The 22980-nt window shown below is 65.9% G+C and carries 24 protein-coding genes; 9 read left to right on the top strand and 15 right to left on the bottom strand.

Going from position 1 to position 22980, the window contains the following annotated elements; genetic code table 11:
* Positions 1 to 5: 5 nt before the first annotated feature.
* The 3 genes from ACLD02_RS02750 to ACLD02_RS02740 all read right to left on the bottom strand — a co-directional run bounded on the left by ACLD02_RS02750 (position 6) and on the right by ACLD02_RS02740 (position 2818).
* Entirely contained in the window at positions 6 to 1148 is a 1143-nt protein-coding gene (locus ACLD02_RS02750; protein ID WP_410297865.1) for an efflux RND transporter periplasmic adaptor subunit, read from the bottom strand.
* Positions 1145 to 2431: a TolC family protein gene (locus tag ACLD02_RS02745; RefSeq protein WP_410297864.1), complete on the bottom strand. Its 1287-nt coding sequence runs from the start codon at positions 2429 to 2431 to the stop codon at positions 1145 to 1147. Before ACLD02_RS02745 ends, ACLD02_RS02750 begins: the two co-directional genes overlap by 4 nt.
* A 75-nt stretch (positions 2432 to 2506) precedes the next feature.
* On the bottom strand, positions 2507 to 2818 hold the full coding sequence (locus ACLD02_RS02740; protein WP_203103699.1) for a hypothetical protein: 312 nt from the start codon (positions 2816 to 2818) through the stop codon (positions 2507 to 2509).
* A 263-nt stretch (positions 2819 to 3081) separates the two neighbouring features.
* Between ACLD02_RS02740 and ACLD02_RS02735 the strand changes: the two genes are divergently transcribed.
* Genes ACLD02_RS02735 through ACLD02_RS02720 form a run of 4 tightly spaced genes read left to right on the top strand, consistent with a single transcriptional unit; the run spans position 3082 to position 6525 of the window.
* Complete coding sequence (locus ACLD02_RS02735; protein WP_203103701.1) at positions 3082 to 3531, top strand: response regulator; 450 nt, start codon at positions 3082 to 3084, stop codon at positions 3529 to 3531.
* A gap of 29 nt (positions 3532 to 3560) precedes the next feature.
* Positions 3561 to 5021 carry an ATP-binding protein gene (locus ACLD02_RS02730; protein ID WP_410297863.1) on the top strand — a complete coding sequence of 487 codons (1461 nt, stop codon included), beginning with the start codon at positions 3561 to 3563 and terminating at the stop codon, positions 5019 to 5021.
* Entirely contained in the window at positions 5011 to 5721 is a 711-nt protein-coding gene (locus ACLD02_RS02725; protein ID WP_203103706.1) for a DUF6901 family protein, read from the top strand. The genes ACLD02_RS02730 and ACLD02_RS02725 overlap by 11 nt, the downstream gene beginning before the upstream one ends.
* A gap of 39 nt (positions 5722 to 5760) precedes the next feature.
* Positions 5761 to 6525, top strand: coding sequence for an SDR family NAD(P)-dependent oxidoreductase (locus ACLD02_RS02720; protein ID WP_203103708.1), 765 nt, complete (start codon positions 5761 to 5763; stop codon positions 6523 to 6525).
* Positions 6526 to 6540: 15 nt separating this feature from the next.
* Here ACLD02_RS02720 and ACLD02_RS02715 read toward each other — a convergent pair whose 3' ends face one another.
* The 6 genes from ACLD02_RS02715 to ACLD02_RS02690 all read right to left on the bottom strand — a co-directional run bounded on the left by ACLD02_RS02715 (position 6541) and on the right by ACLD02_RS02690 (position 12906).
* Positions 6541 to 6861: a DUF3325 family protein gene (locus tag ACLD02_RS02715; protein ID WP_203103710.1), complete on the bottom strand. Its 321-nt coding sequence runs from the start codon at positions 6859 to 6861 to the stop codon at positions 6541 to 6543.
* A complete protein-coding gene (locus tag ACLD02_RS02710; RefSeq protein WP_203103712.1) occupies positions 6854 to 8518 on the bottom strand; it encodes a PepSY-associated TM helix domain-containing protein in 1665 nt (554 codons plus the stop codon). The genes ACLD02_RS02715 and ACLD02_RS02710 overlap by 8 nt, the downstream gene beginning before the upstream one ends.
* A gap of 13 nt (positions 8519 to 8531) precedes the next feature.
* Positions 8532 to 8828, bottom strand: coding sequence for an iron uptake protein (locus ACLD02_RS02705; protein WP_203103714.1), 297 nt, complete (start codon positions 8826 to 8828; stop codon positions 8532 to 8534).
* Positions 8829 to 8910: 82 nt separating this feature from the next.
* Positions 8911 to 11310, bottom strand: coding sequence for a TonB-dependent siderophore receptor (locus ACLD02_RS02700; protein WP_410297862.1), 2400 nt, complete (start codon positions 11308 to 11310; stop codon positions 8911 to 8913).
* A 78-nt stretch (positions 11311 to 11388) separates the two neighbouring features.
* Positions 11389 to 12393, bottom strand: a complete 1005-nt coding sequence (locus ACLD02_RS02695) for a FecR domain-containing protein (protein WP_410297861.1) — start codon at positions 12391 to 12393, stop codon at positions 11389 to 11391.
* Positions 12394 to 12396: 3 nt separating this feature from the next.
* Positions 12397 to 12906, bottom strand: a complete 510-nt coding sequence (locus ACLD02_RS02690) for a sigma-70 family RNA polymerase sigma factor (protein ID WP_338015196.1) — start codon at positions 12904 to 12906, stop codon at positions 12397 to 12399.
* A 286-nt stretch (positions 12907 to 13192) separates the two neighbouring features.
* Here ACLD02_RS02690 and ACLD02_RS02685 point away from each other — a divergent pair, with 286 nt between their 5' ends.
* From ACLD02_RS02685 to ACLD02_RS02670, 4 genes are read left to right on the top strand one after another with little or no spacing between them, the layout of a single operon-like run.
* Positions 13193 to 13810 (top strand): RBBP9/YdeN family alpha/beta hydrolase, encoded by a 618-nt coding sequence (locus ACLD02_RS02685; protein WP_203103722.1) that lies wholly within the window; start codon positions 13193 to 13195, stop codon positions 13808 to 13810.
* Between the two features lie 34 nt (positions 13811 to 13844).
* Positions 13845 to 14210 carry a hypothetical protein gene (locus ACLD02_RS02680; protein ID WP_410297860.1) on the top strand — a complete coding sequence of 122 codons (366 nt, stop codon included), beginning with the start codon at positions 13845 to 13847 and terminating at the stop codon, positions 14208 to 14210.
* A 59-nt stretch (positions 14211 to 14269) separates the two neighbouring features.
* Positions 14270 to 16165: a copper resistance system multicopper oxidase gene (locus ACLD02_RS02675; RefSeq protein ID WP_410297859.1), complete on the top strand. Its 1896-nt coding sequence runs from the start codon at positions 14270 to 14272 to the stop codon at positions 16163 to 16165.
* A complete protein-coding gene (locus tag ACLD02_RS02670; RefSeq protein ID WP_203103728.1) occupies positions 16165 to 16887 on the top strand; it encodes a copper resistance protein B in 723 nt (240 codons plus the stop codon). The genes ACLD02_RS02675 and ACLD02_RS02670 overlap by 1 nt, the downstream gene beginning before the upstream one ends.
* 8 nt (positions 16888 to 16895) lie before the next feature.
* Here ACLD02_RS02670 and ACLD02_RS02665 read toward each other — a convergent pair whose 3' ends face one another.
* From ACLD02_RS02665 to ACLD02_RS02640, 6 genes are all read right to left on the bottom strand, one after another.
* Complete coding sequence (locus tag ACLD02_RS02665) at positions 16896 to 17945, bottom strand: sulfate/molybdate ABC transporter ATP-binding protein (RefSeq protein WP_410297858.1); 1050 nt, start codon at positions 17943 to 17945, stop codon at positions 16896 to 16898.
* Positions 17942 to 18835: a sulfate ABC transporter permease subunit CysW gene (gene cysW, locus ACLD02_RS02660; RefSeq protein WP_203103732.1), complete on the bottom strand. Its 894-nt coding sequence runs from the start codon at positions 18833 to 18835 to the stop codon at positions 17942 to 17944. The genes ACLD02_RS02665 and cysW overlap by 4 nt, the downstream gene beginning before the upstream one ends.
* A gap of 1 nt (position 18836) precedes the next feature.
* Positions 18837 to 19655: a sulfate ABC transporter permease subunit CysT gene (gene cysT, locus ACLD02_RS02655; protein ID WP_203103734.1), complete on the bottom strand. Its 819-nt coding sequence runs from the start codon at positions 19653 to 19655 to the stop codon at positions 18837 to 18839.
* A 9-nt stretch (positions 19656 to 19664) separates the two neighbouring features.
* On the bottom strand, positions 19665 to 20663 hold the full coding sequence (locus ACLD02_RS02650) for a sulfate ABC transporter substrate-binding protein (RefSeq protein ID WP_203103736.1): 999 nt from the start codon (positions 20661 to 20663) through the stop codon (positions 19665 to 19667).
* A gap of 76 nt (positions 20664 to 20739) precedes the next feature.
* Positions 20740 to 20910 carry a YezD family protein gene (locus ACLD02_RS02645; RefSeq protein WP_203103738.1) on the bottom strand — a complete coding sequence of 57 codons (171 nt, stop codon included), beginning with the start codon at positions 20908 to 20910 and terminating at the stop codon, positions 20740 to 20742.
* Positions 20911 to 20943: 33 nt separating this feature from the next.
* A complete protein-coding gene (locus tag ACLD02_RS02640) occupies positions 20944 to 21954 on the bottom strand; it encodes a porin (RefSeq protein WP_203103740.1) in 1011 nt (336 codons plus the stop codon).
* A gap of 211 nt (positions 21955 to 22165) precedes the next feature.
* Between ACLD02_RS02640 and ACLD02_RS02635 the strand changes: the two genes are divergently transcribed.
* Complete coding sequence (locus ACLD02_RS02635; RefSeq protein WP_410297857.1) at positions 22166 to 22975, top strand: EAL domain-containing protein; 810 nt, start codon at positions 22166 to 22168, stop codon at positions 22973 to 22975.
* Positions 22976 to 22980 lie beyond the last annotated feature (5 nt).

Genomic DNA, 22980 nt, shown 5'->3' with positions numbered 1-22980 from the left:
GCTCCTCAGTGCTGGTGAACCTGGAAACCGGATTTGGCCTGTTCGCCGGCCAGGAAGAAGGCGCCCCGGGTGACTACCCGGCTGCCCGGCTCAAGGCCGGTAATGCGCCGCCGGCCTTCGAGCTGATCGAGCACGGTGACTTCCATGGCCCGGTAACGGCCCGGCTCCTGCTCCACGAACACCTGCCAGTCACCGTCCGGACCACGGGTCAGGGCCTCCTCGGGCAAAGACAGGGTGTCGTCGGGCAACGGCAGTTGCAGGGCCACATCGGCGAACATGCCGGGATGCAGCAGATGATCCTGGTTGGGCACCGCCACGCGCACGCTCAGGGTACGCGTCACCGGGTCCAGCCGGTGGCCGGACTGAATCACCTCGCCGACCACCTCGGTGCCGTCCACGGACACCCGCGCCGGGGTGCCGGCCGGCACGCTCAGGCCCGGCCGGGGCGGCAGCGCCGCTTCCGCCCACAGAGTCGACTCGTCCACCAGGGTCACCAGGGGCCGACCGGCGGTGAGCCACTCGCCCTGCTGAAAGGCATCGGTAAGCACCAGCCCGTCATCCGGGGCACGCAGGGTATAAACGCCCTCTTCCGCCTCGCCTTTTTCCAGGGCCTCCAGATCGGCCTCGCCAAGGCCGTAACCCAGAGCCCGGGCGCGCAGGGTCTGGTAACGACCACGGGCGTCCAGATAACGCTGATTGCCCACGGTACGCCGGCCAAGCTGGCCCACGCGGCGCCATTCATCGGCGGCGGTGGCCAGATCGCTTTGCAACTCGGCCATCACCGGGCTGAACAGCGTGGCGATGGCGTCGCCTTTGTCCAGGTGGCGGCCCAAGGAAACGCGCCGCGCCAGCACCTGGGAGTCGATGCGCACCGGCACCACCCAGGTGCGGTACTGATTGCTGGTGATTTCCGCCGGCACGGTCAGCGCGCGTACCTGATCCGGACGCGCCCGCAGGGCTTCGACGCGCACATCGAGCATGGCGCGCTGGTTCTCGTCGAGGGTGATTTCCGCGGGATCGTGATCCTGTTCCCCGCCTGGCCCTGAGGCCGTGGCATGGTCGCGCTCATGGTCGTGGCCGTCGTCCTCGGCGGCGGCCAGGGGCGCCAGCCACAGGGCCAGCGCCAGAATAGCGATAAGGTGTTTCATGGCGTGGTTCCTTGTTTGGTGACGGAAGCTTCGGTGACGGCAGGTTCACCGGCGGGAGCCGGGGCATCGGCGAGCCCCCGGAGCCAGCCGGAAAGGCCCGCGCTCTCATACAGCCAGTGCACCCAGGCCCGCTGCATGGCCTGGCGCAGCTCCACGCCGGCCTGACGTGTTTGCAGCCGTTCATCCAGGGCGCGCAGATAGTCCTGGGTAGTGAGCTCGCCCTGGCGCCAGACCCGTTCCAACAGGTCGCCGCTGTCGGCCAGGGGCGCGTCGGCCAGATGCCGCCACTGCCGCCAGCGCTGGCGGCGTTGCCGGTAGTCGGTGAGCGCGCCTTCCAGACGCGCCAGCAGGTCGTTGCGGGTCTTCTCCAGTAGCGCCCGGCGGCGCTCGGTACCGGCCAGGGCGGCCTGGTATTCCGGCGCGCCGGTGTTGAACAGCGGCAATGGCAGGGAGAAATCCAGGCCCCACAGGCTCTCGCCGCCTTCGCGGCCGGCCCGCAGGCCCAGGGTGGGATCGGTGTTTTTCTCCTTGCGGGCCAGGTCCGAGGCCCGTTCGGCCAGGCTCAGTTGCCGCTCCGCAAGGCGCAGGTCATAGCTGTAGGGCAAGCGCGCGCCGGCGTCCGGCTCGCCGTCCAGGGGCCGCCAGCGCTCGGCGTCCGGCAGGGGCCGGCCCGGGGCGGTCACCGCCAGGCGTTCACGTAGCACCACGGTGGCGGCGGTGGCGGCGCTTTCCGCCTCCGCCAGGGCCCGCTGCACCCGCGCCAGCGACAGGTAAGCCAGGCTGGCGTCCACCCGGCCCAGGTCGCCACTGTGCTCGCGGCGGCGCACCAGTTCGGTGAGCCTCCGCAGGCGCTGCTCCTGCTCCCGCGCCGCCGCCAGGCGAGCGCGGGCGGCGTCGAAATCGATCAGCGCCCGCAGGGCGTCGGCGGTCAGCCCGGCGGCGGCTTTCTCGCCACGGACCCGCGCCAGGTCCGCGGCCACCTCACCGACCCGGCCACCGACCCGGCCCTTGCCGGACCAATCCAGGGTCTGGCTGAGCCCCACGGTTCTGGTGGTCTCGGCACTGTTCTCGTAACCAATGTTCAGTTCAGGGTTGTAGAGCGGCTCGGCCAGGGCCCGGCTGTCCGCCAGGTCCGCGTCGAGACGCGCTTGGATCGCGCCACTGGCCGGCAGCTCGGCGAGCCGCCCCTGCAACCAGCGCGCCCAGTCCTGCTCGTTGGCGCTCGCCAGGGGCGCGCACAGCAGCAGAACCAGCCCCAGGGTATACACCCGGAGTATGTTCATGGGATTGCCTCCTCGTTAACGGGATAACACGGGCGACGGGCCCGTGGTGAAACCGGGGAGCCGGAGCTCCGGAGGCTAGGCGATGGGAGGGCGGTAAGGCTGGAAGGTGGGCGCCGGGGGCAGGGCCGGCACGCCGCTGTTGCGCGGTGCGGGCGCCAGCGGCACCGGTGCCGGAGCGACCGCCAGCGGCGACACGAAACCGTGGCACTGGCAGCAATGCGGCGACAGCTCGGTGGCGCCGCCGGCGGCGTGGGTATGTTCGTTCTGGCTCAGCACCGGGTCGCCGTCGTGGCTGATCATGTGCTCATGGACACCCACGTCCGCCACCAGCACATGGATGCTGGTAAGCGAGAGCAGCAGATAGACGAGCACGCGAAAACGGGGCATCCGGATCCAGGGCCAAACCGATTGAGGACCGGAGCAGTATAGGCAACCCCCGCGCGGCGGGCAAAACCCGCCGCCGGGGGGTACGACCGGTAGCAGTGGGGCGATGATTTGCATTGGCAGGACGCCAGGGTAGTAGTAACTTCGTAGTAATCGGTGATCTATCAGTGAGAATACGGTGATTTTCTGAGTTGCAGCGCTCATAATGGCACCGCTCCGGTTACAAAACAGCCAACACCACCGGATAAGAAGAAGGGGAAACCGCCATGCACCGGATCATGGTCGTCGACGACGAAGACTACATTCTGAAGGCTCTGCGCCGGGTGCTCGCCGACCGCGAGGACTGGGAGGTGGAGACCTATACCGATCCGAACCAGGCCCTTCGCCGGGCCCGCACCACGGTATTCGACGCGGTGATCACCGACTACCGCATGCCGGATCTGGACGGCATCGAACTGCTCCAGGCCCTGCGCGAGATGCAGCCGGACACCATCCGTATCCTGCTCACCGGCGTCATCGACATCGACACCCTGATGTCAGCGATCAACCAGGCCAGCGCGTTTCGCTTTATTCCCAAACCCTGGGAGGACGAGCACCTGATTCAGTGCATCGAGGAGGGCCTGAAATTCCGCGATGTCCTGCTGGAAAACAAGATTCTCGCCCAGACCGTGCGCGACCAGCGCGAAGCCCTGAAGAGCATGGGCTACGACGGCTGATGACAACCACGCCGAGGGGGTAACGGCGCATGGATCTGCTACAGGGGCTCGACGGGCCGTTCGCCAACATGGGCAGCCAGGGATTGTTCCTGGTGTCGTCCACCCTGATCCTTCTGATCATCATCTTCTTTCTGTACAAAACCTACCGGGCATCCATGAACGTGGAGGCCAAGCTGGCGGAATTCTCCTCACTCAGCCAGAGCAGCTTCGGCCGTAAACTGCGGCTGATCGAGGTAAACGCCAACGAATACAAACTCAACAAGAAGGTACTCGGCCCGCTGGCGCGCATCATCGACGAATACTGCGTGCTCACCACCGATACCCGGGGCCAGGTGACCTTCGCCAATGACAGCTTCCTGACCCTGAGCGGCTTTCACTTCCGCGATCTGATCGGCCACCACGAAAGCATTCATCACCCGCTCGACCACCCGGAGCTGAAAAACCATTTCATGCGCTGCGAGCAGGCCCGGCGCGGGGTCTGGAACGGCGAGGTGTGCTGTCGCAAGAAGAACGGCGATCTGTACTGGGTGAATATGTTCCTGTTCCCGCTCTCCTACATCACCGACGAGGACGACGGTTACATCTACTTCGGCACCGACATCACCCAGATCAAGGCGCAGAACAGCGAGTTGATCCAGGCCGTGCGCGACAAGGATCAGAAGATCAACCAGGTCGAGTCCATGCTGCTGCACTCGGAGAAAATGGCCTCCCTGGGCACCATCTCCGCGGGCATCGCCCATGAAATCAACAGCCCGATCGCCTTCGTATCGGCGAACCTGCGCCGCTGCGAGGAATACCTGGCGGGGCTGGCATCGGTGATTCAGGGTCTGCGCCGGCGCATCGACCCGGAGCGCTTCGAGCAGTTCATGCAGGCGGAGAAGAGCCTGAAGCTGAATGTGCGCTCCCTGGAGGTGGTGCTGCGCGACCACCCCGCCCTGATGCGCGAGACCGCCGAGGGCATCGAGCGCATCAAGAAAATCATCAACGACCTCAAGCACTTCTCCTACAACAAACAGGAGGACTACGCACCGGTGGACGTGGCCGGCTGCGTGAACGTGGCGCTCAACCTGGCCGGCCATGAACTGCGGCACCGGGTGCGCGTGAAACAGGCCATCGACCCGGAGCTGCCACGGGTGGTGGGTTCCGAGAGCCAGCTCTCCCAGGTGTTCATGAACCTGCTGGTGAACGCCGCCCAGGCAATTCCGGAAGAAGGCGAGATCACCATCGAGGCCCACGCCGACGCCCACTGGTACCACCTGACGGTAACCGACAACGGCGTCGGCATCGCCGAGGACCAACTGGCGCAGATCTTCGAGCCATTCTTCACCACCAAACCGATCGGCAAGGGCACCGGCCTGGGGCTGTCCATTTCCCAGGACATCATCCAACGCCATGGCGGCAACCTGAGCGCGCAAAGCACGCCCGGCGAGGGCACCCGCTTCCACATCCGCCTGCCACTGGCGGAACAGGGCAAGGCCCATGCCGCCTGAGATTCGCTATTTCCTGCACGACGGCGACACGGACGCCATCCAGGTACGCCTGACGCTGTCACCGGAGCACCACGGCCTGGTGGTACCCGACGACTATGAAGCACCTCCCTGGGCGCGCCTGGAACACTGCCAGTGCAGTCACTGCCCACTGGACCCGGCCCGCCACCGTGACTGCCCGATCGCCCGTAACCTGGCCTACACCCTGCCCCACCAGGACCTGGGGGAATCGTTCCGCGAGATCGACCTGCGGGTGGAGGATAGCCAACGCGAATATCGCACTCACACCACGGTGCAACGGGCCCTCAGTTCACTGTTCGGGCTGGTGTGCGCGCTCAGCGACTGCCCGCATACCCGCTTCCTGCGTCCGATGGCCCTGTTTCACCTGCCGGTCAGCACGGAAACCGAAACCCTGGCGCGTACCGTGGGGTTCTATCTGCTGGGCCGCTATCTGGCCACCCGTTCCGGCGAGGAACGAACCCTTGATCTGGACGACCTGAACCGGGCCTACCGCGATCTCGGTGAACTGAATCGCTGCTTCGTGCAGCGTTTCCGCCAGGGCGGTTCCGACGGCCCGATCAACGCCATGATCCTGCTGCATGTTCTCTCCCAGGACGTGAACTGGGAACTCAAGGACCAGCTCGACGCCCTGGCCAACCTGTTCACCGCCGCCACCGGCGACAGCGGCGGGCGAATGCAGTAACGTCCCGAGTCATCGTTTGACTCATACGGGACCATAACAATGAAACTGAACAACGCCGTCGCCCTGATCACCGGCTCCTCTTCCGGCATCGGTGCCGCCACCGCGCGCCTGTTCGCGGAACAGGGCTGCCACGTGGTAATCAACTACAGCCGCAACGAGGACGGCGCCCGCGCCGTGGCCCGGGACTGCGAAGCTCAAGGCGTGCGCGCCCTGATCCACCAGGCCGACGTGGCCGACGATGCCCAGTGCCGTGCCCTGGTGGACGCCACCGTGGCCGAATTCGGCCGTCTCGACGTGCTGGTCAACAACGCCGGCACCACTAAATTCTGCCCGCATCACGACCTGGACGGCCTCGACAAGGACGACTTCCTGCGCCTCTATGAAGTAAACACGGTGGGCGCTTACCAGATGACCCGCGCCGCCACCCCGGCGCTGCGTGCCGCCGGCCTGGCCCACGTGGTCAACATGGCCTCCATCGCCGGGCTGGCCGGGGTCGGCAGTTCCATCGCCTATGCCGCGTCCAAGGGCGCCCTGCTGACCATGACCAAGTCGCTGGCGCGGGTGTTGGGTCCGGAGGTTCGGGTCAATGCCATCTGCCCGGGCTTCGTGCAGGGCGAATGGCTGGAGAAGGGGCTGGGCTCGGAGGCCTACGGCAAGATGCTGGCGAAGACCAAGGCCGGCGCCGCGCTGCACGACGCCGCCTCCCCGGAGACCGTGGCGCAAGCGGTGCTGGGCCTGGTGATCGGCGGCGACCTGAGCACCGGCGAGGCATTGCGCGTGGACGGCGGTGCCCATCTGAAATAGGCGCCGGCCCGGGCGTCAGCGGTGGGGCGCCCGGGCCAGCAGAACCGCCAGCCAGCGAGGACGCCAGGCCAGCATCAGGGCCACCGCCAGCGCGGCGGCGGCCAGCACCATCACCCACACCAGCGACGCCATGGTGGCGTGATCCACTTTCAGGCACAGCAGCAACGCGCTGAGAAGCGCCAGTGCCGCCATGGCGCGTAGCCGCCGGGCGGTGAAAACACCGCGCGACGCGGCCCCCCGTACCTGTTTCCAATGCACGTTCAGAGCCAGCGCCAGCCAGCCCATACCGATCAAACACAGCAACGCCGCCAGCGACAAAAGCAGGGCCTCAGGCATGGGCTGCCTCCTCGTCGGTCAGCGCCACCGGCAGCGGTCGCCGCCGAAGCCCCAGTCGTCGCGCCGCCAGCAACGCGATCACCGCGCCCGTCAGCATGAACAGATCCACACCCGCCACCGGCCAATAGCCGTCACGCAAGGTACGTAGCAAATGGTCGCCGGTGGTGACCCAGTTAAGCAGCACCGCCGTCACCGCCATCACCGCCACGGCCAGGCATTGTTCCCGCCAGGCCGGCGCCAGTCGCGCCCGCGCCACCGGCGCGGTGCGCAGAAAGGCATGCGCCATGGCCAGCAACCAGGCGCCCCAGAAACTGTATTGTTCCCAATCGCCCCGTCCCGGCAGATGGTCGGGCAGCAAACGGTTGGCGACCAACATGGCCAGCGTCGCCACCAGCATGCCGGTGACCGTGGTCACCGCCAGGGCATCCACCACACGGGCACCGGATTCACCGCGTTTGGCGTGTTGACGCTTGCGCTTTTCGACGAAGAACAGAAAACCGGTGGCCAGGCAGACGCACCCCATCAGGCCACCGAACACATACAACCAGCGCAGCATCCAATGGCGGAAATGCTGCAAATGCAGGCCGGTAAGAAATTCGTCCACCCGCTCCACCACCGAGGGTGGCGGGTCCTCGCGCAGCACCTCGCCGGTGGATGCCTTGAAGTGAATACCTTCACCGGTCAACGCAATACGGTCGGTGCCGGCGCGGTAGACGCTCACGTACCCATTGGCGTCATCGACGTATTGCACCGCCAGGAAACCCACCTCGCCGGCCATGTCACGCTCGGCCCAGCGCCGCTGCGCCTCACGCACCATCGCGTCCACGGAGGCCATGGCCGCCGGCTTGCCGGCGCGTTCGTGGGGCAGACCGGTTTCCTCGGCGTCGAGCACCTCGTGCAATTCGTGGAGCGGTTCCAGTTGGGTGTGCGTCACCGGGAAATAGATGCCGGCGAAGATCACCAGCCCGGTGAAGGCAAACATGAAATGAAACGGCAGCGCCACCACGCCGGTCAGGTTATGCAGGTCCAGCAGGCTGCGCTGTTTGCTCTTGCCGGGCCGGAAGGTAAACAGCTCACGAAACAGTTTTCGGTGCATGATCACGCCGGTGACCAGGGCCACCAGCATGACCAGCGCCGCCAGCCCCACGATCCAGTAGCCCAGGTCCATCCAGTGCAGGTTCAGGCTGTAGTGCAGTGGGTAGAAGAAACGGCTGCCGATTTTCAACCGGTCGTCGGGCAAGGCATCACCGCTGCGCGGATCGATGGTGCGGTTGCCCCAGACCAATTCGTCCGGGTTTTTGGCGTTGGGCACCTGATAGCCGGCGAACAGTCCCAGCACCGGGTCCCGGTGGGTGGTGTAGGCGCCCCAGCGAATCGGCGTGTCGAAATGGGCCGGCATCGGGCCGTCGACCCGGCCGCGCATGGCCGCCACGCTCTCCTCGGTGGGCTGCATGCTTTCGAACGCCGGCCTCAGGATTTCATCGAAGGACGGCATGGGCTGTGGCTCGAAACGGGTCTCGGGAATCGCCCAGCGATCAATCTCCCGGTCGAATACGGACAGCGAGCCAAAGAAGAACACCACGATCAACACGAAGCCCAGCAACAACCCGAACCAGGTGTGCACCCAGGCCATGGCGAGGCGGAAGTTCTGCATCATAATCGGACTCCGCTCAGATCAAGGCATGCTGGATCAGGGAAGCCAGCACGCTCATCAACGCCCCGCCGCCGGCCAGTATCAGCCACACCCGCCGCAAATCCGGCGCCGCGAAACTCCACAGAAACACCACCAGATACACCAGAAAAGCCAGCATGGCACACAGGTGCTCGGCATCATGAAACGACATGCCAAGGGCGAACAGACCGGCCACGCCCAATGCCATGGCGCCCCACACAAACAGGTAACCGCCCAACACGGCGGCGGCCACGCGTGAGACAAGATGAAACCGGGAAACGGTGAGACTGGCCATGAGCATCGGACTCGGATTGACAAGGATGTAAATAAAAGCGGCTCGCGAATGGTACCCGATCGCAACCGCGATCCAAAACCAATCAGAAACGCCAGGTAGCGCTCAGATTGACGCTGCGCGGCTCACCCCAGGTATAGGTGCTGTACCAGCTGAAGATGGTGTAGTACTCCTCATCCAGCAGGTTGTTCACATTCAGGGTGGCGGACAGCCTGTCGTTGAAGCGGTAGCGCGCCATGGCGTCCACCACCCAGTAATCGTCCACGGTGTGGCGGGTGGTGCCGGAGGGCGGATAGGTGACATCACCCCAGGTCTTGTCCAGCCAGCGCGCGCCGCCGCCCAGGGTGAGGCCAGCCAGCCGGCCGCTCAGATCATAGGTGGTGAACAGAGTGAACTGATTCTCCGGCGCCAGGGTATCGACTTTCTCGCCGTCGAGCCGCGCCACCTTGTGGGTATAGCCGGCGTGCAGTTCCCAACGATCCGTGAGGCGCCCGCTCAGCTCCAGCTCATAGCCCTTGGTCTCCACCCCGTCCAGCGCCCGGTAGGCGGTGTCGCCACCGGGTGTCAGGCCACCGGTGGCTTCCGCGTAATTATCCTGCTCCAGACGGAAATAGGCGGCGCTGGCGTTCAGCCGGTCGTCAAAGAGCCCCACTTTGACGCCGGCTTCGTAATTGATGCCCTCCACCGGGTCCAGGGTGGTACCACTTTCATCACGCTCGGACTGCGGCTTGAATATACCGGTATAACTGCCGTACACGGCGACCTGGTGGTTAAGGTCGTAGACCAGGCCCAGATAGGGCACCGGCACATCGGATTCTTCCACGTCCTCGCTTTGGTAATTGGCCAGCCGGCCGCCGGTGATCAACGTCAGGTCGTCACGCAGGCTGAAACGCGCCGTGGCGTAGACACCGTTTTCTTCGATGACCTCCCGGTCCTTGCCGTTCAGCTCCCAGTCCGGTTCGGGGATATCACCGCGCCACTCGTAGTAATCCGGCACGGAGCCGGTGTACCCGGCGGGCGCGCCATAGCCCTTGTTGGTCCAAATGCGTTTGCTGACGCTACCGCCGACCACCAGCTCGTGGCGCCGGCCGAACAAATCGAACGGGCCGCTGGCGTATAAATCCGCGGCGTTGCTGCGGGTTTTGCCCACGTACTGGCCAAGCCAGAGCCCCACACCGGAGCCATCGGCCGGGTCCGGGTTACCGGACGCCGCCGCCCCCAGCGCCGCGTCGTAACCGTTGATCTGATGATTCAGCTGCAGCTTGGTCACCCAGTTATTTTCAAAGTAGTGCTCCAGGGTGGCGAAGACCGTCCGGGTGTACTGGTCCCAGTGACTCCAGTCCGCGCCGTTATTGAACGAGCGCGACCGGTCATTAAAGTGCCCCTGGGTATCGTAGATGGGGATGCCGCCCCAGGTTGAGCCCTCCGGCTCGTTGTCCTGGTAGTCGGCGCCCAGGGTGAGCAGCGTATCGGGGAACAGGTCGATTTCCACGATACCGTAGAACACCGAGGTCTGGCGCTGATAGCGGTCCAAATGGGAGTGACGGTCCTGGTACGCGGCCACGGCTCGGCCGCGCACGCTGCCGCTGTCATTGAGCGGGCCGGACACATCCAGCTCACCGCGATAATTGTCCCAGGAGCCGGCGCCACCGGTCAGGTGGCCCTGAAAATCATAGGTGGGTTTCTTGCGGATCAGATTGAGGGTGGCGCCCGGATCGCCGCTGCCGGTGAGCAGGCCGGTGGCCCCTTTGAGGACCTCCACCCGGTCATAGATGGCCATGTCGCTGAGCGTGTTACCCGCCGAATAGGCGGAATTGCGCGTCATCGGGATACCATCGTATTGGAAATTCTGGATCGCGAAGCCGCGCGCGTAGTACTCGGTCCGTTCGCTGTCGTAGGTCACGATGTTCACACCGGGCGTGTGCGCCATCACTTCGTCGATATTGGTGAGATTGAAATCGTTCATTTCCTGGCGTGTTACCACGCTGAACGATTGCGGGGTTTCCCGGGGAGTGAGCACAAGCCGGGTGGCGGTGGCCATGGCGCCGGTGGTGTAGGAATCGGTGCCCTCCGTGATCTGCCCGAGCTGGTTGGCGGTCACCGCCACCGGCGCCAGCGTGCGGGTCACCGAGTCGGCGTTATCACGCAACACATAACCGCCATTCTCAAGCCACTCCGCATAAAGGCCGGTGCCGACGAGCAAGGCATTCAATGCTTCCCGATCGGAAAAATCGCCGCTCAGTCCCGGCGTGGTTTTGCCCGTGGTCTGCTCGCTGCTGTAGGTGAGCAGAATGCCGGCCCGGCTAGCCAGCGCACGCAACGCCGGGGCCAATGGCCCGGCGGCGATTTCATAGTGCTCGCGGGCCTCCCGGGCGCCACCCGGATCGGTCTGCGCGCCGACGACCGCCGGGCTCGCCGCGAACAGGGCGAGCAGAACCAGGGCCACGGCGACCCGGGTGCGATGCGGAGGTTGTGTCGTGATCATGCGGTTCCCTCGAATCAGGCAAAAAACAAAGGCTTCATCGAGTAGGTGCCGCGAGAACGAAAATCGGGCAGAAAAATTTCAGGGCGCGCGCGTCACCGTCACCCAGTAGCGGGTGCGCCAATGCACGCTCACGGGGATCACCCTCGGCAGCGTTTCCAGAATCCGGTCCGTATCATCCAGCGGGAACACCCCGGAGACGCGCAGTCCGGCTAACGAGTCATCGTGGCGCAGCAGCCCTGGCCGGTATCGTTTCAGTTCATCAAGAAATTCATCCAGCGGCATATCGTCGGCCACGATCTGGCCACGCACCCAGCCGGGTTCCGCGGGGGCCACCGTCTCAAGGGTCTCAAGCCCCGCGTCGCTGAACACCGCCGTCTGCCCGGCGCGTACCACCCGGGGAGCCTCGGCTGGCGACCATGAGCGAGCCGCCACCGCGCTCTCGCTCACCACCAACCGGGTGCGGCCCTGCTCCTGACGAACGCTGAAGCGGGTACCCAGGGAGCGGAACCGCCCTTGCACGGTATCCACCGTCAGCGGGCGCGGGTCCTCGCCACCCACGGCGTGCGTGGTTACCACCCACACCTCACCGGCCAATAAGCGCAAACGTCGTTGGCCGGCACTGAAATCCACATCCAGGGCGCTGCCGGTGTTGAGCGTTACCCGGGTCCCGTCGGCCAGCGTCCAGGCCTGGCGCTCTCCGATCCGGGTCGCGTAGGTGGCGCTCCATCGGCGCCAGCTTCCGGAATACGCCCCCAACGCTCCGCCGGCACCGACCATCAGCAATGCGCCGAGTACCTTGCGACGCCCCGGTGACGAGGGCCCTTTATCCTCGGACGACAGGGCACGGTACGCGGCGCCGGGAACCATCTCCTGGAACCGGCCGGTAACGGCCTCGATATGCCTCCAGGCCCGGTCGTGATCCGGATGGGCGCGGCGCCAGTGCCGCCAACGTCGCCGGTCCGCTTCATCCACCTGGTCGGACATCAGCAGGGTGAGCCATTCCGCCGCCTGGGATGCCACGGCCTCATCCAACGGTTGGCCCTCGGCCATGGGGCCGGCGTGCACGGAATCGGAATCGCTCATGGCTCAGAACGCCAACGCGAACAGGCACTGCCGGTTAGCGCGAGTCAGGTATTGTTTGACCGAGCTGGCCGACACCCCCAACCGCTCGGCGATCTGCGCGTAGCGCAGTCCTTCCAGGTGCGCGAGCAGAAAGGCCTCCCGTACCCTGGCCGGCAGACCATCGAGGGCCTGGTCCACTTGCTGCAACGCCTGCAGTGCCTGCAGCCGCCGCTCCGGCGGCGGCGCCACCTCTTCCGGCAACGTGGCCAGATAATCCAGATAGCTGTTCTCCAGCAACTGGCGGCGGTGTCGGTGGGCGATCAAGCGACGGGCGATGGTGGCCAGAAAAGGACGGGGTTGGCGAATGTCCGACGCGTTGCCGGAATTCATCAGGCTGACAAAGGTGTCCTGAGCCAGATCATCGGCAACGCCGGCATCGCCGAGACGCCGCCGCAGCCAGTGCAGCAGCCAGCCATGGTGCTCGGTATACAGCACCGTGATGCCCTCGTGCCGGGCCAGTTCGGTGGTCGACACATGCCCTCCCAACCCCCCGGCGATGATCATCGACCCGGGGCCCTTACAATAATAAGAATCGTTCTCATTCTATGCACAAGAGCGATCCGGAGCAAGCACACGCCCGGCACGACAGCCGGGTTGTCACCGAATCGTCCAGCATCGGTAAAACAATCATAAACCTTCGCCCTTAGCCTTCCCGGGCGAGGGCGCGACCCCATGCTATGGCGCGTTCCTCACGCGCGCCCGCTTATGGTTCGCGCCGTTTCCGGCCCGCGCCGGTTCCTGAATCGCCAAGGAGAGCTTCATGTCAGCGGTAATCTCACCGTCCGTCGGCCCGGCCCGGCGCGCGCCGGTGTCCGCCCGGGTTCGCCCCGCCGAGAGCGACGGCCCCTTCCAGGGCATCCTGGTGCCGGGGCTGAACGGCAGCGACGAACACCATTGGCAGAGCCGCTGGCGCCAGCACATGCCCTGGCTCCGGCACATCGAACTGGAGGACTGGAGCCAACCGGATCTGGCCCTTTGGCAGGTAGCCCTGGAGCGGGCCCTGGCCCCCTTGTCGGAGCCCGCGGTGCTGATCGGCCACAGTTTCGGCAGCCTGGCCTGCGCCACCTACGCGATGGCGCGGCCGGAACGGGTGGCCGGCCTGCTGCTGGTGGCGCCGGCGTGCCCGGCGCCGCTGTGCATCGACGATCTGGCCGGCCCGCTGCCGGTGCCCGCACGGGTGATCGCCAGCACCACGGACCCCTGGATGGACCTGGAGGACAGCCGGCGGCTGGCCCGCCACTGGGGCGCCGCCTTCCGCAACGGCGGCGACCTGGGGCATATCAACGCCGCCTCCGGTGTCGGCGAATGGCGCCAGGGGCTGCAGGATCTGCGCTGGCTACTGACCCAACGCGACGAGCCAAACCGACAGCACGCTTGACCCCCGGGCCACCCCGGGGTTTTATGCTCCCACTATGAATCGATTCGTGCTGCTGTGCCTGTTGGGATGGGTGGCCGGTCTTGGCCTGCTTGCCCAGACCGGCGCCGCCGCCGTGACTGGCAGCCTCGCGCACCAGGCCCACCACGCCCCCGCCGCGACGGGCGCGATGATGGCGCCCCGTGCCGACACCCCCTCCCGGGCACCCTCCCACGCCTCGGGCTGCGAGCAACACACCGGTGCCTGCCCCTGCCCACCGGCCTGCCAGTCCGCCAGCCTGCCCTGGAGTGCCTCCCCGCATGGCACGGAACGCACCGGCCCCGGCACCGCCAGCCCTCTGCCGGACAACCCGCTCGCCGGTTTTTCCTCGCCGCCCTGGCGACCACCGTCCCTGCCTTCCTGATCGCCCGTGATACCGGTCGCGCCATGCGCGGCCTTTAAAAACGCATCAGGAGTTTCGACATGACTTCGAACACCCCGTCCCTGGGGCGACGTCGCTTCGTGCAGGGCCTTGCCCTGGGCGGCGCCGTCCTCGGCCTGGGCTTTTCGCCCCGGCAATTGCTGGCCAGGCAGGGCCAGACCGGCGCCGCCGAACTGAGCGGCACGGATTTCCATCTCACCCTGGACACCGCCTCGGTGAACCTCACCGGCCGCCACCGCCCAGCCACCCTGGTCAACGGCAGCCTGCCGGCGCCCACCCTGCGCTGGCGCGAAGGCGACACCGTCACCCTGGCGGTGACCAACCGCCTGCCGGAGACCAGCTCGATCCACTGGCACGGTCTGTTGCTGCCATTCCAGATGGACGGCGTGCCGGGCCTGTCCTTCGACGGCATTCCCCCCGGCGAGACCTTCACCTACCGCTTCCCGGTGAAACAGAACGGCACCTACTGGTATCACAGCCATTCCGGCTTCCAGGAGCAGACCGGCCTGTACGGCGCCATCGTCATTGATCCGGCGGAAACACAGCCGCACCCGGTGGACCGGGACTACGTGATGGTGCTCTCGGACTGGAGCGACGAATCCCCGGACCAGCTTTACGCCACCCTCAAAAAGCTCAGCCACTACTACAATTTCAACGAACGCACGGTATTCGACACATTGCGCGATTTCCGCGAAAAAGGCGTGGCCCGAACGCTCAAGGACCGGCACATGTGGAACACCATGCGCATGAGCCAGAGCGACCTGGCCGATGTCACCGGCTACACCTATACCTACCTGCTCAATGGCCATAGCCCCAACGGCAACTGGACCGGCCTGTTCAAACCTGGCGAGCGGGTTCGCCTGCGCTTTATCAACGCCAGCGCCATGACCTTCTTCGACATCCGTATCCCCGGCCTGGACATGACCGTGGTGGCCATGGACGGCCAGCCGGTGAAGCCGGTGCGCTTTCACGAGTGCCGGCTGGGCGTGGCGGAAACCCTGGACGTGATCGTCACCCCGGAGGAGAAGCAGGCGTTCACCGTATTCGCGCAGAGCATCGACCGCTCCGGCTTCGCCCGCGGCACCCTGACCCCGGACCCGGCCCTGCGCGCCGAGGTGCCGGCCATGGACCCGCCGCCGCTGCTCGGTCACACGGAGATGGGCATGGGCGCCATGGCGGGCATGGGCCACGGCGCCGCGAACCATGGTGGCATGAGCCACGCCGACATGGGGCATGGCGACATGAATGGCGGCGACATGAACGGCATGGCGCACGGGAGCACGGATCACGGCGCCGCGCCGGGCGGGCACGTGCCCCTGGCCAACGTGCCCGGCAATCCGGATCTGGCGCCCCGCGCCAACGCCACCGAGCACCTGGACTCCGAGTACGGTCCCGGCGTGGACATGCGCGCCACGGCGCCGGCGGCGTTGCTGGACGATCCGGGCATCGGCCTGCGTGAAAGGCCCTGGAAGGTGCTCACCTACGCGGACCTGGAAACCGCCGGCGGCGCCCCGGACAGCTCCCACCCGGACCGCGAGATCGTGCTGCACCTGACCGGCAACATGGACCGCTACATGTGGAGCTTCAACGGCATCAAGTTCGCCGACGCCGTGCCCCTGGAACTGCGGCACGGCGAGCGCGCCCGCATCACCCTGGTCAACGACACCATGATGACCCATCCGATCCATCTGCATGGCCTGTGGAGCGACCTGGAACTGGGCGACGGACGCCTGCTGCGCAAGCACACCATCACCGTGAAGCCCGGCGAGAAACTCAGCTACCTGGTGCGCGCCGACACTCCCGGTCGCTGGGCCTACCACTGCCATCTGCTGTACCACATGCAGGCGGGCATGTTCCGGGAAGTGCGCGTGGTGGAAGCGGCCGCGCCCGACCACGGCGACCCGCACCACGGCCATCAACACGGGGGGCATCACTGATGAAGACAAAAGCACTGACCCCGGCCCTGGCCGTGGCGGGGCTCGCTCTGTGGAGCGGCGCCCATGGCATGGACATGCGTGAGCCGGCCTTCAGCCGCGTGATCATCGACGAGCTGGAGGCCCGCGACGTGGACGAAGGCACCCTGGCGGTGTGGGAGGCCTCGGCCTGGTACGGCGGCGACATCGACAAACTGTACCTGAGCACCGAAGGCGAGCGGCTCATGGACCAGGGCGGTGAAACCGAGTCGTTCGAGACCCGTTTGGCCTGGAGCCATGCCTTCGCGCCATTCTGGGACTGGCAACTGGGCGCGCGCCGGGACTGGCAGCCGGACGACCCCAACCGGGACTGGGCCAGCATCGGCGTGCAGGGCGTGGCGCCCTACCGGTTCGAAACCGACGTCAACCTGTTCATCGGCGAGGACGGCCTCACCCAGCTGCGCCTGGAGACCGAGTACGAGCTGCTGTTCACCCAGAAGCTGATCCTGGCGCCGGCCCTGGAAATGAACCTGGCCGGCAAGGCGGACGACGAGCTGAACACCGGCGACGGCCTGATGAACCTGGAGGCCGGCCTGCGGCTGCGCTACGAAATCCGCCGGGAGTTCGCGCCCTACATCGGCGTGAACTGGGAGCGGCAATTCGGTGACACCGCGTCGCGCACCCGCGTCGCCGGCGGCGAGGTGGAGGAGACCACCCTGGTGGCCGGCGTGCGACTCTGGTTCTGAGCGGCCATTCAGCCCGCGAACACACGCCCGGCCCGAGGCCGAGCGTGCACCGCCTGCCCCACCGCGAACGGCCAGTGGCCGCCATGGTGGGGCAATTCCACCTGCAGCGACGGCGCGCTTTCTCCCACGCGCACGCTGATGCGTAGCGCCGCGCCCACCTGCGCGACGCTTTCCACGCGACCCGCCACACCGGTCCCGCCCTCGCTTTTCAGCTCGATATCATGGGGACGTATGTAACCAGTCACCGGCCGGGGCTCGCTTTGCCCGAACTCCGGCGCCGCCACCCGCAGCCCATGAAAATCGGCCCAACCAGCGGCGGCCTGACCGCTCAACCGATTGGCGTCGCCAATAAAACCGTACACGAACGGCGTGGCGGGCGAGTTGTAAATCTCCTGGGGCGTGCCCACCTGCTCCACCCTGCCCTGGTTGATCACCACCACCCGGTCCGCTACTTCCAGCGCCTCCTCCTGATCGTGGGTGACGAACACCGAGGTCACGTGCAGTTCGTCATGCAGGCGCCGCAGCCAGGCGCGCAGGTCCTTGCGTACCCGGGCGTCGAGCGCGCCGAAGGGCTCGTCCAGCAGCAGCACCCGGGGCTCCACCGCCAGGGCCCGGGCCAGGGCGATGCGCTGGCGCTGGCCGCCGGAGAGCTGATCCGGGTAGCGGTCCGCCAGCCAGTCCAGTTGCACCAGTTCCAGCAGGCGATGAACGCGGCGGGTGATGTCCCCTTTATCCGGGCGCAGGCGGCGCGGCCGTACCGACAGGCCGAAGGCCACGTTGTCGAACACCGTCATGTGACGGAACAGGGCGTAATGCTGAAACACGAACCCCACGCCCCGCTCTCGCACATGGGTGGCGGTAGCATCCTCGCCGGCCAGCAATACGGCGCCGGTATCGGCGTATTCCAGGCCGGCGATGATGCGCAACAGGGTGGTCTTGCCGCAGCCGGAGGGCCCCAGCAAGGCCACCAGTTCGCCGCTGTTGAAGGTCAGGGATACATCGCCCAGCGCCTGGAAGGCGCCGAACCGTTTGCTCAGGTCGCGGACTTCAATGCTCATGGTTCCTCCTGGCGGGCGGCGGCGCGCAGCGACCGCTCACGATCCCGCTGGTGCTTGTATTCCAGGGCCGATTTGGCGATTAGCGTGGCCACCGCGAGCAGCGCCAGCAGCGAGGCACAGGCGAAGGCGGCGGCGAACTCGTATTCGTTGTAGAGAATCTCCACATGCAGCGGCAGGGTGTTGGTCTTGCCGCGTATGTGGCCGGACACCACGCTCACGGCGCCGAATTCACCCATGGCACGGGCGTTGCACAGAATCACCCCGTACAGCAGCCCCCACTTCACCGACGGCAGGGTCACGCGCCAGAACGTCTGCCAGCCGCCGGCGCCCAGGGTCAGCGCCGCTTCCTCGTGGGTGACGCCCTGCTCCTGCATCACCGGGATCAGCTCCCGGGCCACGAACGGAAAGGTCACGAAAACGGTGGCCAGCACGATGCCGGGCACCGCGTAGATGATGTGCAGGCCGTTGTTCTCCAGCCACGGACCCAGCCAGCCCCGGCTGCCGAACAACAGCACATAGATCAGACCGGCGATCACCGGCGACACGGCGAACGGAAGGTCGATCAGGGTGATCATCACTTGCTTGCCACGGAAGCGGAATTTGCTGATCGCCCAGGCGGCGGCCAGACCGAAGATCACATTCAAGGGCACCGCCACGGCGGCCGCGGTGAGCGTGAGCTTGATGGCGTGTCGGGCATCCGGGTTGGACAGAGCCGCCAGATAAACCCGCGCACCCTGGGAGAACGCCTCCCGAAACACCAGGAACAGCGGTACCAGCAGGAACGCCAGCAGAAATACCAGGGCAATGCCGACCAGTAGCCGGCGCAGCCATGGCGCCTCGCTCACCGCGCGCTCGGTAACACGGGAAACATTGATCTCGAGGGTCGCCATATCAGCCTCCTGCCCGTTTCACGGTCCAGAACTGCAGACCGTTGATAAGCAGCAGCAGGACAAAGGAGAACAGCAGCATGACCATGCCCAGGGCGGAGGCGGCGGCGTAGTCGTACTGTTCCAGTTTGCTGTAGATCAGCAGCGGCGTGATTTCGGTGCGGAACGGCATGTTGCCGCTGATGAACACCACCGAGCCGTACTCTCCCACCGCCCGGGCGAACGCCAGTGCGAAACCGGTAAGCGCCGCCGGCAGCAATGCCGGGAACAGCACCCGCCGGAAGGTTTGCCAACGGTCGGCGCCAAGGCTTGCCGCCGCCTCCTCCAGTTCACGATCCAGGCCGGCCAGTACCGGCTGCACCGTGCGCACCACGAATGGCAGGCCGATGAAAGTGAGCGCCACGGTGACGCCGATCGGCGTGTAGGCGACCTTCAGGCCCAGCTCGCCAAGTGGCGCGCCGAACCAGCCGTTGCGGCCATATAGCTCGGTGAGCGCGATACCGGCCACCGCCGTGGGCAGCGCGAACGGCAGGTCCACCAGGGCGTCGACGATACGTTTGCCGGGGAAGGCATAGCGCACCAGCACCCAGGCCACCAGCCCCCCGAACAACAGGTTGATCAGCGCTCCGGCGAGGGCGGCGCCGAAGCTGAGCTTGTAGCTGGCCAGCGCCTGTGGATCACTGACCACCCGCCACAGATCGGCGCCACCCAGGGACAGCCCCTTGGCGAACAACGCCGCCAGGGGGATGAACACGATCAGACTGGTGTAGAAGGTCGCGAAGCCCAGGGACAACCCGAAGCCGGGTATGACTCGTTTGGCCATGATTGCGCTTCACTCAGGCTTGTAGATCTGATCGAACACACCGCCATCATTGAAGTGCGTGCGCTGCGCGTTTTGCCAGCCGCCAAAGGCTTCGTTGACGGTGACCAGATTCACCTCCGGGAAGGTACCGGCGTACTTACTGGCGTACTCCGGATCCACCGGACGGTAGTAGTTCTTGCCCGCCAGCTCCTGGCCCACCGGGCTGTACAGATAGTCCAGATAGGCCTTGGCGATGTCCGTGGTGCCGTGTTTCTCCGCGTTCTTGTCGAGCACCGTCACCGGCGGCTCGGCGAGAATGGAAATCGACGGCACCACGATCTCGAAATCACCGCGCCCCAGCTTGTTGATGGACAGCAACGCCTCGTTTTCCCAGGCCAGAAGCACATCACCGATGCCACGTTTCACGAAGGTGGTGGTGGCGCCCCGCGCCCCGGAGTCCAGCACTGGAACCTGCTTGTAAAGCTTGCCGACGAACTGCCGGGCTTTCTCCTCGGAACCGTACTTTTTCTCCGCGTAGGCCCAGGCCGCCAGATAGTTCCAGCGCGCGCCGCCGGAGGTCTTGGGGTTCGGCGTGATCACCTCGACGCCGGGCTTGAGCAGGTCGTCCCAGTCCTTCAGGTTCTTGGGATTGCCCTCGCGCACCAGGAATACGATGGTCGAGGTGTACGGCGCGCTGTTGTGTGGCAGGCGGGTCTGCCAGTCCCCGGGGATGATGCCGGTCTTCTCGGAGATGGCATCGATGTCGTAGGCCAGCGCCAGGGTGGCCACGTCGGCCTCCAGGCCGTCGATGATGGCCCGCGTTTGTTTGCCGGCACCACCGTGGGACTGGCGCACGGTGATGGTTTCACCGGTTTCCTGTTTCCAGTGTTCGGTGAACTTCTTGTTGAATGCCTCGTACAGCTCCCGGGTGGGATCGTAGGACACGTTCAGTATCTCGCGGTCCGCCAGGGCGGTTTGGCCCAGGGCCAGGCCCAGGGTGGCGGCGGCAAGCCAGGTTTTCCAATTCATGTTCAGCCTCCAAGGGTGCTTTCAATAACGGTATGGAGGCCTCCGGTGGTCCGGTCAGCCGATGTCGCGTCGAGCCTCAGCGTTTGTCGAAACGGTACTTTTCCTTGCGCTCGACCTGGACCACGCGCCCTTCGTGGACGGTGATCTCCACCGCGCCGAAGCGCAGATCCTTGATCAGTGAAGCGATCAGCGCCGCGAGGTCACCGTCGTCCGGCGCCGGCGTGCGCTGTGCGTTCGGATCACTCATGTCGATCCCTCCTTATGGTTCAGACCCTGGGGTTCAGAATTTAAACGCCAGGCCGGTACCGGCGGCCCGGTCCTCGGTGCCGGCGTCGTCCCGCTCCAGTTGCGAGAAGTACACGTAAGCCAGGGTGCCGGCGCCGAGGCGGTAATCCGCGCCCAGCGCCCACAGCTTCAGTTGTTCCCCGGTTTCCTCGCCCTTGGTTTGCCCGCCCTGGGCTTTCAGGGTGAGACGCTCGAAATGCCAGGCGGCGCTGGCCAGCACGCTGCGATCCTCCAGGTCACCGCCGGGGCTGGCGTCCTCGGCGCGCTGTGCCAGGGCGCCCAGCTCCAGGGCGCCGAGCCGGTAGGACAGGCTGGCGCGCAGCAGGTCGGCGCGGTCGATGCCGTCCACCGAGCGCCGCGCCGCCTGGTCGGTCTCGTAGGCCAGCGCCGCGTAGAGACCATCGCGCTGCCATTCCAAAGAGGCGGAAACGGTATCGGCCAGGCCGTCCTCCTCGTCGCCATCACCGTCCACGTCGTCCTGCTCCGCCGGCGAGAAGGCCGCCTTCACGGTGAGCCCGTTCCACAGTACCGGCGTCTGATACTGAATGATGTTGTTGCTACGGTTCTGGCCACCGATGAAGGTGTCCAGGTCGCCGTAAAGGTCGTTGAACTGATCCACCGGCCCCTCGATACGCTTCAGCGGGGTATCGAATTTGCCGGCGATAACGGTGCCGTAGGCGCCTTGAAGGCCGGCGTAGACATTGCGCTGGCTGAAGGTCTCGCCACCGCTGTCGCCTTCGTCCACGTCGATGCCGAATTCGGCCAGGTAAACGGCTTTCAGATTGCCCACGTCCAGATCGAAATCGCCTTTGATCCCGATCCGCGAATTATTGGAATTCAGTTCCCATCCCTCGGCGACGCGCGGACCGGCCAGGCTGGCGCCCTCGAAATCGATGTTCTCCAGGGACAGGTTTACCTTGCCGTACAGGGTGGGGCCGGCGGCGCCGACGACGGCGGGCAGGCTCCCCAGCAGCGCGGCGGAGGCCAGCACGATCCCGTTCTTCATAGCGGTGTTCTCCAGACAGCGTGAAACTCAACAAGCGAATCGCGCCTCCCGCTGTCGGGTGGGCCGTGCCGAACCATTCGGCGATGAGAGCTATCCTAAGAGCCGGCCCAAAAGATCATAAAGTAATATATTTCTATTGAATTATTCTTTTTAAATATAAGCGGGTCGCCGTTACCCTGCCTGGAAATGTCACTGGCGGGCGGAGGTCCCCATGCCGATCAGCGAACTTCTGGATTACTTCAACCGCGAACAGGTGCGCCAGTATGGCGAGCGGCTGGCACTGCGCGACGCCCTGCGGATGCGCAACGGTCGGGTGGTGGCCGAGTACGCCGGCCTGCGTTTGGGCACCCTGTTCCAGCCCATGCTGCCGGTGGAGCCGGAGCAGCCTTGTGGCCACGAGGCACTGCTCAGCGTCACCGGTCGGGGCGGCCGGCTGACGCCCTCATCGCTGTTCATGCTGGCAAGCACCGCCGAGGAGATCGTCTATCTGGACCGCCTGTGCCGGACCCTGCACGCACTGAATTTTTTACTGCAACCGAGCGTGGGCGGGCTGTTGTCGCTGAACGTGCATCCTCGCCATCTGGCCGGCGTGCGCCGCGAGCACGGCCTGGCGTTCGAGCGGATTCTGCGTCAGTGCGGGCTGGAGCCGTCGCGGGTGATGCTGGAGATTCAGCCGGACCCGTACCGGGACAGTCGGGCCCTGGCCACGGCGGTGGACAGCTATCGGGATTATGGCTATCGCATCGCTCTGGACCGGATCACGACACCACCGGATGACAAGGTATGGGCGGCGCGCCCGCCGGACCTGATCAAACTGCATCCGGATCTGGCGGAACGAAGCGGCGCCAGGGAGGCGGTACTGGCGGCTCGCCCGCGCCTGGGAGGAGCGGCGGCACTACTGCTGGGCGCGGACGCCGCCATGGCGCGGAGCCACGGGCTCAGCCATGTGCAGAGCCGGGCCGTGGCGGCACCGGCGCAAGCACTGGTCGGGCCCACCTGGCGGCGGGCCCTGTTCCCGTAAAGCGA

The organism is Alloalcanivorax sp. C16-2, from assembly GCF_046507615.1.
GTDB lineage: Bacteria > Pseudomonadota > Gammaproteobacteria > Pseudomonadales > Alcanivoracaceae > Alloalcanivorax > Alloalcanivorax marinus_A.
This window is presented reverse-complemented; position numbering and strand designations above follow the sequence as displayed.

Coding starts and splice junctions, on each gene's coding strand:
- ACLD02_RS02750 (WP_410297865.1), bottom strand. CDS start 1,148: ATGAAACACCTTATCGCTATTCTGGCGCTGGCCCTGTGGCTGGCGCCC.
- ACLD02_RS02745 (WP_410297864.1), bottom strand. CDS start 2,431: ATGAACATACTCCGGGTGTATACCCTGGGGCTGGTTCTGCTGCTGTGC.
- ACLD02_RS02740 (WP_203103699.1), bottom strand. CDS start 2,818: ATGCCCCGTTTTCGCGTGCTCGTCTATCTGCTGCTCTCGCTTACCAGC.
- ACLD02_RS02735 (WP_203103701.1), top strand. CDS start 3,082: ATGCACCGGATCATGGTCGTCGACGACGAAGACTACATTCTGAAGGCT.
- ACLD02_RS02730 (WP_410297863.1), top strand. CDS start 3,561: ATGGATCTGCTACAGGGGCTCGACGGGCCGTTCGCCAACATGGGCAGC.
- ACLD02_RS02725 (WP_203103706.1), top strand. CDS start 5,011: ATGCCGCCTGAGATTCGCTATTTCCTGCACGACGGCGACACGGACGCC.
- ACLD02_RS02720 (WP_203103708.1), top strand. CDS start 5,761: ATGAAACTGAACAACGCCGTCGCCCTGATCACCGGCTCCTCTTCCGGC.
- ACLD02_RS02715 (WP_203103710.1), bottom strand. CDS start 6,861: ATGCCTGAGGCCCTGCTTTTGTCGCTGGCGGCGTTGCTGTGTTTGATC.
- ACLD02_RS02710 (WP_203103712.1), bottom strand. CDS start 8,518: ATGATGCAGAACTTCCGCCTCGCCATGGCCTGGGTGCACACCTGGTTC.
- ACLD02_RS02705 (WP_203103714.1), bottom strand. CDS start 8,828: ATGGCCAGTCTCACCGTTTCCCGGTTTCATCTTGTCTCACGCGTGGCC.
- ACLD02_RS02700 (WP_410297862.1), bottom strand. CDS start 11,310: ATGATCACGACACAACCTCCGCATCGCACCCGGGTCGCCGTGGCCCTG.
- ACLD02_RS02695 (WP_410297861.1), bottom strand. CDS start 12,393: ATGAGCGATTCCGATTCCGTGCACGCCGGCCCCATGGCCGAGGGCCAA.
- ACLD02_RS02685 (WP_203103722.1), top strand. CDS start 13,193: ATGTCAGCGGTAATCTCACCGTCCGTCGGCCCGGCCCGGCGCGCGCCG.
- ACLD02_RS02680 (WP_410297860.1), top strand. CDS start 13,845: ATGAATCGATTCGTGCTGCTGTGCCTGTTGGGATGGGTGGCCGGTCTT.
- ACLD02_RS02675 (WP_410297859.1), top strand. CDS start 14,270: ATGACTTCGAACACCCCGTCCCTGGGGCGACGTCGCTTCGTGCAGGGC.
- ACLD02_RS02670 (WP_203103728.1), top strand. CDS start 16,165: ATGAAGACAAAAGCACTGACCCCGGCCCTGGCCGTGGCGGGGCTCGCT.
- ACLD02_RS02665 (WP_410297858.1), bottom strand. CDS start 17,945: ATGAGCATTGAAGTCCGCGACCTGAGCAAACGGTTCGGCGCCTTCCAG.
- cysW (WP_203103732.1), bottom strand. CDS start 18,835: ATGGCGACCCTCGAGATCAATGTTTCCCGTGTTACCGAGCGCGCGGTG.
- cysT (WP_203103734.1), bottom strand. CDS start 19,655: ATGGCCAAACGAGTCATACCCGGCTTCGGGTTGTCCCTGGGCTTCGCG.
- ACLD02_RS02650 (WP_203103736.1), bottom strand. CDS start 20,663: ATGAATTGGAAAACCTGGCTTGCCGCCGCCACCCTGGGCCTGGCCCTG.
- ACLD02_RS02645 (WP_203103738.1), bottom strand. CDS start 20,910: ATGAGTGATCCGAACGCACAGCGCACGCCGGCGCCGGACGACGGTGAC.
- ACLD02_RS02640 (WP_203103740.1), bottom strand. CDS start 21,954: ATGAAGAACGGGATCGTGCTGGCCTCCGCCGCGCTGCTGGGGAGCCTG.
- ACLD02_RS02635 (WP_410297857.1), top strand. CDS start 22,166: ATGCCGATCAGCGAACTTCTGGATTACTTCAACCGCGAACAGGTGCGC.